General features: G+C 74.3%; 2 protein-coding genes. Both read right to left on the reverse strand.

Annotation, left to right across the window (positions count from 1 at the left end; genetic code table 11):
• Positions 1 to 159 precede the first annotated feature (159 nt).
• Positions 160 to 6921 (reverse strand): SDR family NAD(P)-dependent oxidoreductase, encoded by a 6762-nt coding sequence (locus tag ACH4XV_RS45905; protein ID WP_395800143.1) that lies wholly within the window; start codon positions 6919 to 6921, stop codon positions 160 to 162.
• A gap of 59 nt (positions 6922 to 6980) precedes the next feature.
• Entirely contained in the window at positions 6981 to 15020 is an 8040-nt protein-coding gene (locus tag ACH4XV_RS45910) for an SDR family NAD(P)-dependent oxidoreductase (protein ID WP_395800145.1), read from the reverse strand.
• Between the last annotated feature and the right edge of the window lie 18 nt (positions 15021 to 15038).

The raw sequence follows: 15038 nt of genomic DNA on the forward strand, positions 1-15038 counted from the left end.
CCGACCAGCTTGTGGTTGTCCGGCGGGTCGCGGTCCGGCATGGTCGTGTCGGTCCTTCCTGGGCTGTACGCGGCTGACGGAAGCTGAACGAGGCTGAAACGGGGCCGACCCGAGCTGTGCCGGGGATCTACGGAGCTGTACCGGCGGGGTGAACCCCGCTCAGGGCGACCCGAGTTCGCGATCGATGAAGTCGAGCACCTCGTCCGCGCTCGCCGCTTCGAGCCGCGCGGCGGCGGATGCCGAGGCGCCGGCCGCGGCGGCGTACTCCTCCCGGCCGCGCCACGCGGTGCGCAGCCGGTCGATCCGGCTCGCGATCTCGGCGCGGTCGTCCTCGTCGGCACGCACCTCGGCGAGCCGGACGGCCAGGCGGTCGAGTTCGGCGAGCAGCGCGGGCACCGCGGCCGAGGTGTCGGTGTCGGGGACGAGTTCGGCGTACAGGTGCTCCGCGAGGTCGGCCGCGGTCGGGTGGTCGAAGACCAGGGTGGCGGGCAGCCGCAGGTCGGTGGCGGCGTCGAGGCGGTTGCGCAGTTCCACGGCGGTCAGCGAGTCGAAGCCCATGTCGGTGAAGCCGCGGTACGGGTCCACCGCGTCCGCGCCGCCGAGGCCCAGCACGGTGCCCGCGTGAGCGCGGACCAGGTCGAGCAGCAGCCTGCGCCGGTCCGCCTCGGCCGATGCGGCCAGGCGCCGTCCCAGGTCGGCGGCCGGCTCCGTCCGGGCGGTGGTGCGAGCACTCCGCCGTCCCTGGCCGCGCACCAGGCCGCGCAACACCGTGGGTACCGGGCCGGCGCCGCGTTCCAGGGCCGCGCCGTCGAAGCGAAGCGGCAGCAGCAGCGGATCCGGAAGTTTCGTGGCGGCGTCGAACAGGGCCAGGCCCTGCGCGGCGGACAGCGGCACCATCCCCGTGCGCGCCGCCCGGGCCCGGTCGGCCGGACCGAGGCCGGCGGTGATCTCGCTCGCCCGGTCCCACAACCCCCAGGCCAGCGAGCCGCCGGGCAGCCCGGCCGCCCGGCGGTGGTGGGCCAGTGCGTCCAGGAAGGTATTGGCCGCCGCGTAGCCGCCCTGTCCCGCGCCGCCGAACACCCCGGCCACCGACGAGTACAGCACGAACATCGCGAGGTCGGCGTCGGCGGTCAACCGGTGCAGGTTCATCGCGCCGGCGATCTTCGGACGCAACACCCGGCGCAGCCCGTCGCCGGTCATGGACGTGACCACGCCGTCCTCGACCACGCCGGCGGCGTGCACGACGGCGGTCAGGGGGTGCGCGGCGGGCACCCGGGCCAGTACGTCGGCCAGTTGCTCCCGGTCGGCGACGTCGCAGGCGACGATCTCGACGTGCCGGGCACCCAGTCGGCGCAGTTCCTCGCGCAGTGCCGGGGCGCCCGGGGCCCGCTCGCCGGCCCGACCGGTGAGCAGCAGGTGTCCGGCACCGTGCTCGGTTACCAGGTGCCGGGCCAGCAGGCCGCCGAGGGCGCCGGTACCCCCGGTGATCAGTACGGTGCCTTCGGGGTCGAGTGCGGCGGGCACGGTCAGCACGATCTTGCCGATGTGCCTGGCCTGGCTCATGTAACGGTACGCGTGTGCCGCCTCCCGGATGTCCCAGGTGCGCAGCGGGAGCAGGTGCACGGCGCCGCCTTCGACGAGGTCGACGATCTCGGTGAGGATGCTGCCGATGCGCTCGGGGCCTGGGTCGACGAAGGGGTGGTAGGTCACCCCCGGGTATCGCGCGGCGACGGCTTCGGGGTCGCGCCGGTCGGTCTTGCCGAGTTCGACCAGCCGGCCGCCGGGTGCCAGCAGGCGCAGCGAGGCGTCCACGTACTCCCGGGCCAGCGCGTTGAGCACGACGTCGACGCCGCGGCCGTCGCCCGCGCCTGCGAAGACGTGCTCGAAGTCGAGCGAGCGGGAGGAGGCGATGTGCCGGTCGTCCAGGCCCAGTTCGCGCAGGGCGTCCCACTTGCCGGGGCTCGCCGTGGCGTAGACCTCGGCGCCGAGGTGCCGGGCCAGTTGTACGGCGGCCATGCCCACGCCGCCGGCCGCCGCGTGGATCAGGACGGATTCGCCCGGCTTGAGGCCCGCGACGTCGAACAGGGCGTGGTGGGCGGTCTGGAAGGCGACCGGCATGCCGGCGGCCTCGGCGAACGTCCATCCCGCCGGGATGCGCACGACGGCCCGGTGGTCGACGACGGCGACCGGGCCGAGCGCTGCGGGCACTCGGCCCGTCACCCGGTCGCCGGGCCGCCAGGCGCCGGCGGCCGGGCCGACCTCGGTGACGATCCCGGCGGCCTCGGTGCCCATGCCGACGTGCGCGGGTACCACGCCGAGACCGACCAGCACGTCGCGGAAGTTGAGGCCGGCGGCGCGGACGGCGAGCCGGATCTCGTGGGGGGCGAGCGGGCGGGCGGCGTCCGGGAAGGGCAGCGGCGCGAGGCGGTCCAGGTCGCCCGCGCCGGTGGTGTCCAGCACCCAGGGGCCGTCGGGGGTGGCGGGCAGCGGCTTGGTGTCGTCGCCCCGGGCGATCCTCGGGACCAGCGCCGCACCCGCGCGCAGGGCCGTCTGCGATTCGCCGGCGGCGAACGCCGCCCGTACGACGTCGGGCAGCGTGGTCGGCGCGGCAGCGTCCGGGTCGATGTCGACGAGCAGGAACCGCCCCGGATGTTCGGCCTGTACCGAGCGCAGCAGGCCCCAGACGGGCGCGTGGGCCGGGTCGGTGATGCCCTCGCCGGGGCGGGCCGCGACCGCGCCGCGCGTGAGGACGACCAACCGGGTCGCCGCCCACGCGGGGTGCGCCAACCACTGCCGGACGGTGTGCAGCATGCGCTCGACGGCCCGCTCTGCCGAGTCGGGCAGCGCCGCCACGGGCTCCGGGGCGAGCGGGAGCAGGACTACCGCCGGCGTGGCCGACTCCCCGGCGAGTGCCGCGAGTTCGGGATGCTCGCGCACCGCGATCCCGGCCCGCCCCAGCGCATCGCCCAGGCCGAAGGGGTCGGGGGCGAGGACGGCCCACGGGCCCTCGTCGCCCGTGTCCTGCGGCTGCTCGGGTGCGACGAGCGGGACCCAGGCGAGCCGGTACAGCTCGCCACCGGCCGCTTCGGCGGGGCCGGCCGGGCGCGTCACCAGTTCGCGGACCGAGACCACGGGGTTGCCGGAGCCGTCGGCGGCGACCAGTTCGACCGCGTCGGCGCCGATGATTGACATACGTACCCGCAGTGCCCCGGCGCCGACGGCGTGCACGCTCACCCCGCTCCAGGAGAAGACCAGTCGCGGCTGCCCGGGATCGTGCCCGTGCTCAATCAGGCCGCCGGCGTGCAGGGCCGCGTCGAAAAGCGCCGGGTGCAGGAGGAAGTCGGCGGCGGTGGCGAGGTGTTCGTCGGGCAGGGCGACCTCGGCGTACACGTGATCGGCGAGCCGCCAGGCCGCGCGCAGGCCGCGGAAGGACGGGCCGTACCCGAAGCCGCCGGCCGCGAGGTCGGCGTAGAAGTCGCCGAGGTCGACCGGTTCGGCTCCGGGCGGCGGCCACGCCGCCGAGGTGACGGGATCCGCGTCGGGCGCGGTCTCGACGACGGCTTCGGGGGCGAGTACGCCGACCGCGTGCCGGGTCCACGCGCCGTCCGTACCCGATGCGTGATCGCCCGTGTCCTCGCGCCGGGAGTGCACCTCCACCCGGCGGCGACCGGCCTCCTCGACCGCTCCGACCGTGACCTGGATCCACACCGCGTCGTGCTCGGGGACGACGAGCGGTGCCTCCACCATGAGTTCGGCCACGTGCGGGCAGCCCACCCGGTCACCGGCCCGGATCGCGACCTCCACGAACGCGGTGCCGGGGAAGAGCACGCTGCCGCCGACCGCATGGTCCGCCAGCCACGGGTGGGTGCGTCGGGACAACCGTCCGGTGAGGACCGGTCCGTCGCCGGCCGCCAGGCTCAGTTCGGCGCCGAGCAGCGGGTGGCCGGTGGCGATCGCCCCCGGGCCGGCCGGCGTCGGCGCGTCCGCGTCGACGTCGAGCCAGTAGCGCCTGCGGCGGAACGCGTAGGTGGGCAGGTCGATCCGGCGGGCGCCGGTGCCGGCGAAGAACCGCTCGCCGTCGATCCGGCTGCCGGACGCGTGCAGGGCGCCGAGGGCGTGTACGGCGGTGACCGCCTCCGGTCGACCCCGGCGCAGGGCCGGTACGCAGACCGGGATCACGGCCGATCCGGACCGGCGGGCGGCCGGGAAGTCCCGGGCGAGCGCGGTCAACACCCCGTCGGGGCCCAGTTCGATCAGCGCGGTCGCGCCCGCGTCGGCGAGCGCGGCGAGGCCGTCGGCGAACCGCACCGTCTCGCGCACGTGGCGGACCCAGTAGTCCGCGCTGCCCGCCTCCTCCGCCGTGAGGGGGCGGCCGGTCCGGTTGGAGATCACCGGGATGCGCGGGGCCGACGCCGAAACGCTCGCCGCCACTTCGCGAAACCGGTCGGACAGGCCGTCCATGTGCGCACTGTGGAACGCGTGGCTCGTCTCCAACCGCCGGGTCCGGCGACCCTGTTCGGCGAACCGCCGGGCCAGCGCGAGCACCGGCTCGGTGTCCCCGGAGAGCACCACGGCGGCCGGGCCGTTGACCGCCGCCACGTCCACGGCGCCGCCGTGCGCGGCGACGGTGTCGGCGATCGCTGCGCGTACCTCCTCCTCGCTCGCGGCGACCGCGACCATCGCGCCGCCGGGGGGCAGTTCCTGCATCGCGAGCGCACGGGCCGCGACCAGCGCCGCCGCGTCGGGCAGTGACCACACCCCGGCCAGGTGGGCGGCGGACAACTCGCCGATCGAGTGGCCCAGCAGCAACTCGGGGCACACGCCCCACGATTCGTACAGTCGGAACAGGGCGACCTGGAGCGCGAACAGGCCGGTCTGCGCGTAGACGGTCCGCCCGAGCAGTTCCGCGGTGCCCGGATCGTCGACACTCAACACGACTTCGGCCACCGGCCGTTCCACGCGGCCGGCCAGTCGGGCGTCCAGCTCCCGGGCCACCGCGTCGAAGGCGTCGGCGAACACCGGCCAGGCCGCGTACAGTTCCCGGCCCATGCCGGCATGCTGGCCGCCCTGACCGGTGAACAGGTAGGCCACGCGGGTGTCCTGGCCGACCCGACCGCGCACGACACGGGTGGTGTCCTCGCCCCGGGCCAGCGCGTCGAGCCCGGCGAGCAGGTCGTCGGGACCGGTGCCCACGACGACGGCACGGGAGTCGAGGGCGGCCCGCGACACGGCAAGCGAATAGCCCACGTCGGCGGGCCGAAACCCCGGACGCGCCCGCAGATGCGTGGCGAGCCGAGCGGCCTGGTCCCGCAACGCCTCGTCGCCCCGGGCACCGAGGACCCAGGGCAACGCGGGGATATCGGCGCCGGTCGGCGCGTCGGGTTCACCCGGCTCGGGTTCACTCGGCTCGGGTTCCGCCGGCGACCGGGGCGCCTCCTCCACGATCACGTGTGCGTTGGTGCCGCTCACGCCGAAGGAGGAGATCCCGGCCCGGCGCGGACCGCCGTCGCTCGGCCAGGGTTGGGCCCGGGTGAGGAGTTCGACGCCGCCGGATGACCAGTCGACGTGCGGGGTCGGCTCGTCCACGTGCAGGGTTCGCGGCAGCAGTTCGTGCCGCATGGCCTCGATCATCTTGATCACGCCGGCCACGCCCGCCGCCGCGCCGGTGTGGCCGATGTTCGACTTGACCGCGCCGAGGCGCAGCGGTCGTCCGGCGGGCCGGTCGCGGCCGTAGGTGGCCAGCAGGGCCCGCGCCTCGATCGGGTCGCCCAGGACGGTACCGGTGCCGTGGGCCTCGACCGCGTCGACGTCGCGGGCGTTCAGCCGTGCGTCGTCGAGGGCTTGGCGGATGACCCGTTCCTGGGCGAGGTCGTTGGGGGCGGTCAGACCGTTGCCGGCGCCGTCCTGGTTCACGGCGCTGCCCCGGATGACGGCCAGTACGCGGTGTCCGGCCCGGACGGCGTCGCCGAGCCGTTCGAGCAGCAGCACGCCGGCGCCCTCGGCCCAGCCGGTGCCGTCCGCCGCCGCGGCGAACGCCTTGCAGCGCCCGTCGGGGGCGAGGCCGCGCTGCCGGCTGAACTCGACGAAGATGCCGGGCGTGGACAGCACGGTCACCCCACCGGCCAGTGCCATCGTGCACTCGCCGCGACGCAGCGCGTGCACGGCGAGGTGGACGGCCACGAGCGAGGACGAGCACGCGGTGTCGACCGTGACGGCCGGGCCCTGGAGGCCGAGGGTGTAGGCGACGCGCCCGGAGACGACGCTGACCATGCCGCCGGTGCCGAGGTATCCCTCGACCTCTTCCGGCACGTCGACGATCCGCTCGGCGTAGCCCGAGGAGATGGCGCCGGCGAACACCCCGACCCGACTACCGCCGAGCGAGGTCGGGTCGATGCCGGCGCGCTCGAACACCTCCCAGGAGGTCTCCAGGAACAACCGCTGTTGCGGGTCCATGGCCAGTGCCTCGCGCGGGTTGACGCCGAACAGTTCGGCGTCGAAGTCGGCCGCGCCGGCCAGGAATCCGCCGTGCCGGGTGTACGTGTGCCCGGCCCGGGCGGGGTCCGGGTCGTAGATGCCGTCCACGTCCCAGCCGCGGTCGCGCGGGAAGTCGGCGACCGCGTCGACCTCATCGGCGACGAGCCGCCACAACTCCTCGGGCGTGTCCACCCCGCCGGGGTAGCGGCAGGCGGTGGCGACCACGGCGATCGGCTCGTGTGCCGCCGCCTCGACCTCGCGCAACCGGCGGCGGGTCCGGCCGAGATCGGCGGTGGCGCGCTTGAGGTAGTCGAGGAGCTTTTCCTCGTTGGTCGAAGCGTTGGTCGAAGCGTTGGTCGAAGCGTTGGTCGAAGCGTTGGTCGAAGCGTTGGTCGAAGCGTTGGTCGAAGCGTCCGCCGATGCGTCGCTCGATGCGTTGGTCGACACGCGAGCCCACTTTCGCCAGGTGGCCGGAGGGAAGCCGGAGGGGGTCCTCTTACGTCGGGTCAGGCGCTGTCGGGCCCCAGTTCCCGGTCGAGCAGGTCGAACATGTCTTCGGCGGAGGAGGCGGCCAGTGCCTCCCCGTCCAGGGCCTCTCCGTCCAGGCCGGTGTAGTCCCGCGCCTCGGCGTCGGACGGGTCGCGCCAGGTCCACAGCAGGGTTTCCAGCCGCCGGGCGACCGCCGCCCGCGTCGCCTGGTCGGCGGGCAGCCGGGACAGCGCGTGCTCCAGTCGGCCGAACGCCATCGGCGCCGGACCGACTTCGGTCGCGGTCTCGGGTCCCAGAGTGGTGTCCAGGTGGGCTGCGAGGGCGGTTGCGGTGGGGTGGCTGAACACGAGGGTGACCGGCAGGTGCAGGCCGAGGGCGGTACTCAGCCGACCACGCAGTTCGACCGCGGCCATCGAGTCGAGGCCGAGGTCGCGCAGCGGCTTGTCCATGGGCACGCCCGCTTCGGCCTGACCCAGGACCGCCGCGATGTGGGCCACCACCAGGTCGCGCAGCGCCCGCCGCCGCTCCGCCGCGCCCAGCGCGGCCAGTCGGCGCGACAGGGCACCGCCCGCGGCCTCGTCCCCCGTCCCGACGTCGTCCACCGTCCGGACCGTGACGGGCTGCGGCGGCAGGACCGAATCGCCGTCCCTCGCCGAGGATTCCGACTCGGCGAGCGCGGCCCGGAGGCGCTCCGGCGAGACCGCGCGCAATACGAGCGAGCGCACCGTGAAGGCCGCCGCGCCGGTCGTGGTCGCCGCGACCAGCGACAGAGTGTCCGAGGTGTCGCCCGCCGCCTCCAGCCGGATCCGCAGCGAGGTCGCGCCGGGCGCGTGCAGTGTGACGCCGGACCATATGAACGGCATCCGGATCGCCGGGTCGCTCTCCCCCGCCGCCGCTCCCCCGCCGAGCGCTCGCAGCGCGGCCGTCACGAGCACGGGATGCAGCCCGTAGCCGGCGGCGTCCTGCCGACGATCGGCGGGGAGCGCGACCTCCGCGTACCGGGTCGCGCCCGACTGCCATACGCCGCAGAGGACTTGATCGACCGGGTCCGCCGCATCGTCACCGGTCGGCACGGGCACCGGGATCGCAACCGGTACCGCACCCACCGGCGGCCACACGAGCAGGTCGTCCTCGGGCCCGGCCGCGTCCTCCGTCGCCTCGGCCAAGGGAGCGAGCAGGCCCTCGGCATGCCGGGTCCAGGTTCCGGCCGCCGCCGGGTCGTCCGACCGGGAGTGCACGGCCACCGTCCGGCGGCCGTCGGGGCGGGCGGCGCCGACCACCACTCGCAGATGTACGCCATCGCACTCCGACAGCTGCAGCGGCGCCGTCAGGGTCAGTTCCTCCACCGTGCCGAGACCGGTCGATCGGCCCGCATGCAGGGCGAGTTCGACGAAGGCCGCGCCGGGCAGCACCGCGGTGCCCGGCAACGGCCACTCGACCGACCACGGGTGGGTGTGCCGGCCGACGCGTCCGGTGAAGACGATCCCGGCCGCGTCGGGCAGGTCGATCGCCGCGCCGAGTACGGGGTGTCCGGTCGGGGTCAGCCCCAGTCCCCGCGCGTCGGTCGCGGTGCCCGAGTCGCCCCGGAGCCAGTACCGCTCCCGCTGGAACGCGTAGGTGGGCAGGGCCGTCACCCTCGGCTCGGTGTCGGCGAAGGCGACCTGCCAGTCGACGTCCACGCCGTGCACGTACGCCCGGGCGAGGGCGCCGGCGAACCGGTCGGGGCCACCCTCGCCGCGCCGCAGGGTGTCCAGGACCGCGGCTCGCGAGCCGGCCGCCTCGACCGTCTCCAGGATGCCGGTGGTCAGCACCGGATGGGCGCTGACCTCGACGAAGGCGTCGTGGCCCCGGTCGAGCAGGGCCCGGACGCTCTCGTCGAAGCGTACGGTTCGGCGCAGGTTGGTGTACCAGTAGTCGGCGTCCAGGGCGGTGCCCTCGACCATCGCACCGGTGACGGCGGAGTGGAACGGCACGTCCGCGGCGCGTGGTTCGAGGTCGGCGAGGGCGGTGAGCAGTGTTTCCCGGATCGACTCGACCTGCGGGGAGTGCGAGGCGTAGTCGACCGGAACGCGCCGCGCCCAGACGTTGCGCTCCTCGCACCGCGCCAACACCTCGGTCAGCGCCGCCGGGTCGCCGGAAAGGGTCACCGAATGCGGGGCGTTGACCGCCGCGAGCGCGACGCGGTCACCGAACGGCGCGGTCAGCTCGGCCGCTTCGTCGGCGGACAGCGCCACCGAGGCCATCCCGCCCTTGCCGGACAGGTCGAGCAGCGCCCGGCTGCGCAGCGCGACGATCCGGGCGCCGTCCTCCAGAGAGAGGGCGCCCGCGACACAGGCGGCGGCGATCTCGCCCTGGGAGTGGCCCACCACGGCGGCGGGGTGCACGCCGTACGCCCGCCACAACCGGGCCAGCGAGACCATCACCGCCCACAACACCGGCTGCACCACGTCGACCCGCTCCAGCCACCCGTCCGAATCCGAACCCAGGATCGTGGTCAACGACCAGTCGACGAACGGCGCGAGCGCCGCCTCGCACGCCCGGATCCACACGGCGAACTCGGGTGACGCGTCGAGCAGCCCGCCGGCCATCCCGACCCACTGGGAACCCTGTCCGGGAAAGACGAACACCGGACGATGCCCAGCCTGGGCGACACCGAGCACCGCGTCGACCCCAGAGCCCCCGGCCGCCAACCCCGCAAGGGCGGTCGCCAACCCCTTCCGGTCGGCCGCGGTGACCACGGCCCGGTGTTCGAGCCGGGCCCGCGAAACGACGGACGAGTAGGCAAGATCGACCAAATCGCGGTGATCGCACCCGGGTTCGTTCGACACAGGGCCATTCGCGGATCGCTCCGGTGCCGACGGCTCGATGTGTTCGGCGAGCCGCGCGGCCTGCGCGCGCAGTGCCTTGGCGGAGTGGGCGGACAGGACAACAGGCGGGCGGGGCAGGGCCGTTCCCGGGGCGTCGGCCGGGCGAGGTGCCCGCTCCCGTGCTGGATCGGCGGGCGGTTGTTCGAGGATCACGTGGGCGTTCGTACCGCTGACCCCGAACGCCGAGACGGCCGCCCGACGCGGCCGGCCGAGGTCGGGCCACGGGCACGGCGTCGTCGACAACTTCATCGTGCCGGCCGACCAGTCGACGTGCGGGGTCGGCTCGTCGACGTGCAGCGTCGCGGGCAGCACGCCCGCGCGCATCGCCAACACCATCTTGATCACGCCCGCGACCCCCGCCGCCGCCTGCGTGTGCCCGATGTTGGATTTCACCGAGCCGACGTGCACCGGTCGGTGCGCCGGCCGATCCCGGCCATAGGTCGCGATCAGCGCCTGCGCCTCGATCGGGTCGCCGAGCGTGGTGCCCGTCCCGTGCGCCTCGACCGCGTCGATGTCCCGCGTCGCCAGCCCCGCGTTGGCCAGGGCCTGCCGGATCACCCGCTGCTGCGCGGGCCCGTTGGGCGCGGTCAGCCCGTTGCTCGCGCCGTCCTGATTCACTGCGGATCCGCGGACGACGGCGAGTACGCGGTGCCCGTCGCGGACGGCGTCCGACAGGCGCTCGACCACCAGGACGCCGACCCCCTCGGCCGGCCCGAACCCGTCGGCGGACGCCGCGAACGCCTTGCAGCGGCCGTCCGCCGCGAGACCGCGTTGCCGACTGAACTCGACGAACAACCCCGGCTCCGACATCACGGTCACCCCACCCGCCAGGGCCATCGTGCACTCCCCGCCGCGCAGCGCCTGGACCGCCAGGTGCAGCGCGACGAGCGAGGACGAACAGGCCGTGTCGACGGTGACCGCGGGCCCCTCGAACCCGAAGGTGTACGCGACCCGCCCGGAGCCCACGCTCGGCGTGTTCCCGGTGCCCAGGTAGCCCTCCAGTTCGTGCGGGGCGCGGTCGAGCCTGCCCGCGTACCCCTGCGCGGCGAGTCCGGTGTACACGCCGATCCGACTGCCACCGAGGACGTCCGGCGCGATGCCGGCGTGTTCGAGCGCCTCCCAGGACGTCTCCAGGAGCAGCCGCTGCTGCGGATCCATCGCCAGGGCCTCACGGTGACTGATTCCGAACAGGTCGGCGTCGAACCGGTCGGCGTCGTACAGGAATCCACCGGATCGGGTGTAACTGGTGCCCGGATGGTCGGGGTCCGGGTGGAACAGTCCGGCGAGGTCCCAGCCGCGATTCGTCGGGAACTCGGAGATCGCGTCCGCGCCCGCCGCGATCAGCCGCCACAGGTCGTCGGCGGAGCGCACGTCCCCGGGGAATCGGCAGGCCATGCCGACGATCGCGATCGGCTCGTGGGCGGCGGCGACCGGCGGCTCCTCGGCGACCGATTCCGGCTCCGATCCGTACAGTTCGGCGCCGAGCCGGCCGGCCAACGCGGCCGGGGTCGGATGGTCGAAGATCAGCGTGGCGGGCAGCCGAAGCCCGGTGCCGGCGGCAAGCCGATTGCGCAGTTCGACCGCGGTCAGCGAATCGAAGCCGAGTGCCTTGAAGGCGCGGTCGGCGGGGACCGCCGTCTCGTCGCCGTGGCCGAGTACGGCGGCGGCGTGCGTCCGGACCAGTGCCAGCAACACGCGTGAACGCTCGGCGGGCCCGAGAGCGGCGGTGCGCCGCTGCCAGGTCGACCCGCCCACGTCCCCGTCGGTCGCCGCGACCCGCCGTGCCGGACCGCGTACCAGGCCGCCGAACACCTCCGGCAGTGTGCCCGTCCCGGCCGACGTGCGCAGCGCCGCCGGGTCCACCCGCATCGGAAGGACGAGCGTCCACGGTCCGGATCGGGCGGCGTCGAAGAGCCGGAGTCCGAGCGCGTTGGACATGGGCAGGACGCCGCCGCGCGCCATCCGGTTCAGGTCGTCGCGGCCGAGCCGCCCGGTCATGCCGCTGGTCTGCGCCCACAGCCCCCAGGCCAACGACGTGCCCGGCGCGCCGGCGGCCTGCCGGTGCGCGGCCAGTGCGTCCACGAAGGTGTTGGCGGCGGCATAGTTGGCCTGCGCCGGGCCGCCCAGGACGCCGGCGATCGAGGAGAAGAGCACGAAGGCGGCGAGGTCGTGGCCGGCGGTCAACTCGTGCAGGTTGATCGCCCCGTCGACCTTGGCCCGCAACACCGCTTCCAGATCTGCCGGCGTCATGGACTCGACGAGGCCGTCGGCCAGGACTCCGGTGGCGTGTAGGACCCCGGTGAGCGGAGCGGATTCCGGGATGCGCGCGAGCACTTCGGCGAGGGCTTCGCGGTCGGCCGCGTCGCACGCCTCGACGACCACCCGCGCCCCGAGACCGGAGAGTTCGGACACCAGCTCCGCCGCGCCCGGGGCGGCCATGCCGCTGCGGCTGAGCAACACCAGAGCGCGCACACCGTGTTCGGCGACGAGATGCCGAGCCACCAGAGCGCCGAGCGTGCCGGTGCCCCCGGTGATCAACACCGTCCCGTCCGGATCGAGCGGCACCGGCATCCGGAGCACCAACTTCCCCGTATGCCGCGCCCGCGCCATGAACCGAAACACCTCCGGTGCCCGCCGCACGTCGAAACACCGCACCGGCACCGGTGCCAACACACCCGATCGGAACAGGGGCATCAGCACGGCGAACAACTCCGCGATCCCGTCCGCGCCCGCCGCCTCGACCAGATCGAAGGCCCGATACGACGCGATCCCGGGACGAGCCGCGCGAACCGCCGCCTCGTCCCGGACATCGGTCTTGCCCATCTCCACGAACCTGCCGCCATCGGCGAGCAGCTGCAGCGACGCGTCGACGTACTCGCCCGCCAGCGAGTTCAACACCACGTCCACACCCCGGCCGCCCGTCGCGGCCCGGAAACGCGTCGCGAAATCGAGCGTGCGCGAATCACCGATATGCGCGTCGTCCAAACCCAACGACCGCAGCACATCCCACTTGCCACGACTCGCCGTCGCGAACACCTCGGCACCCAGATGCCGGGCGACCCGCACCGCCGCCATCCCCACCCCGCCGGTCCCCGCGTGGATCAACACCGACTCGCCCGCACCCAGCCGACCGAGCGCGGACAGCCCGTAATAGGCCGTCACGAAGGCCACCGGCACCGACGCCGCCTGCTCCCACGACCATCCGTCGGGCACCTGTACGAGGGTCCGCACGTCGGCCACCGCGGTCTGCCCGAGAGCCGGGAACAGCCCCAACACCCGATCTCCGACCGCGAATTCGGATACGCCTGGACCTGCCTCGGTCACCACGCCCGCGCCTTCGCCGCCCATCGTCGCGGCATCCGGATACATGCCCAACGCGATCAGCACATCGCGGAAGTTCAGCCCCGCCGCCCGCACCGCGATGCGCACCTGCCCTGATCGCAGGGGCTCCATGGCCTCCGGCGCGGGCACCGGTGCCAAGTCCGCCGGCGTGCCGGCCCCGGGCGTGTGCAACCGCCAGGCACCCGACGGCAGGATCAGCGCGTCGGCGGCACCGGCCCGGGCCAGCCGGGGCACGAGCATGTCGCCATGGCGCAGGGCGAGTTGCGACTCACCGCTGCGCACGGCGGCGTCGAGGAGCGCCGCCGACGCCGCGCTGTCATCCGTGTCCACCAGCACGAACCTGCCCGGGTGTTCGGTCTGCGCGGACCTGACCAGGCCCCACACCGGCGCGTGTACGAGGTCCGTGACCACATCGGTCGGTCCTGCCGCCACCGCGCGGTGGGTCACCAGGACCAGCCGCGACCGTGCCTGCCCCTCGGCCGCGAGCCATCCCTGGATGCGTGCCAACACCTCGGCCGTCGCCGCCACAATGGCGTCCGCGAGCCCGTCGCCGAAAGCCGACGGGGCGCAGTCGAGCAGGGTGGTCTCGTCCGCCCCCGGCTGTTCGACCACCGGGATCGGGGTCCAGTCCAGGTGAAAGAGGCTGTCGGCCGTCTCGTCGGCGGCGTGGGCGAGTCGGTCGGCGGTGATCGTCCGGAGGGTGAGGCTTTGTACGGAGAAGACCGGTTCGCCGGTGCCGTCGGTCGCCTCGATGCTCACGAAGTCGTCGTCGTCCACGGACAGTCGCACCCGCAGCGACGACGCGCCGGAGGCCGACAGGCGTACGCCGCTCCACACGAACGGCAGGCGGATCGCGGTGCGGGCGTCGCCGATGCCGGTCAACGCCGCCACCTGTACCGCCGCGTCCAGGAGCGCCGGGTGAATCCCGAAACGGTGGGCGTGCTCGCGTTGTTCGGCGGGAAGGGCCACTTCGGCGTACACGTCCTCGCCGACCCGCCAGGCCGCGCACAGTCCTCGGAAGGACAGGCCGTAGGCGTAACCCGCCTCGGCCAGGTCCGAATAGAAACGATCCAGCTCGATCGGCCGCGCACCGACCGGCGGCCACGCGGTCGGCGCGGTGCCGGTGTCGGTCGGCGGGGCGGCGTCGGGCAGGAGGAGGCCGCCGGCGTGCCTGGTCCACACCCGATCGGCGTCGTCGTCGGCGCGCGAGAACACGGAGACCGCCCGGCCACCGTCGGCCCCCGGTGCCGCGACCACGACCTGGATCCGCACGCCGCCCTGCTCGGGCAGCACCAGCGGTGCCTCCAGGGCCAGTTCGGCCAGCAGGCCGCATCCCACAGAGTCCCCGGCCCGCACGGCCAGTTCGACGAAGGCCGTACCGGGCAGCAACACTGTCCCGGCGACCGCGTGGTCCCCGAGCCAGGCGTGCGTGGACAGCGACAGCCGCCCGGTGAGCAGGAATCCCTGCCCGTCCGCCAGGGACACCGAGGCTCCGAGGAGGGGGTGGCCCTCGCCGGTGAGCCCGAGCCCGGCCGCATCGTCGGCGCCGCCGGTCACGACGTCGCGCAGCCAGTACCGCCGCCGGCGGAACGCGTAGGTCGGCAACTCGACATCCAAGGCCGTGTGTTCGCCCACGAGGGGCGACCAGTCCACGGCGAGGCCGTCGACGTACGCCTGCGCCAGCGCGGCGGTGAAGTCGTCGAGGCCACCCGCGTCCCGGCGTAGCGTCCCGAGCACCACGGCTTCGGCGTCGGCGGCTTCGACGGTGCTTTCGATGGGCGTGGTCAGCACCGGGTGCGCGCTCGCCTCCACGAAAGCGTCGAACCCCTGAGCCAGCAGAAGCCGCACGGTCTCCTCGAAACGCAC

Origin of the sequence: Embleya sp. NPDC020630 (genome assembly GCF_044334985.1) — a bacterium.
Taxonomy (GTDB): Bacteria; Actinomycetota; Actinomycetes; order Streptomycetales; family Streptomycetaceae; genus Embleya.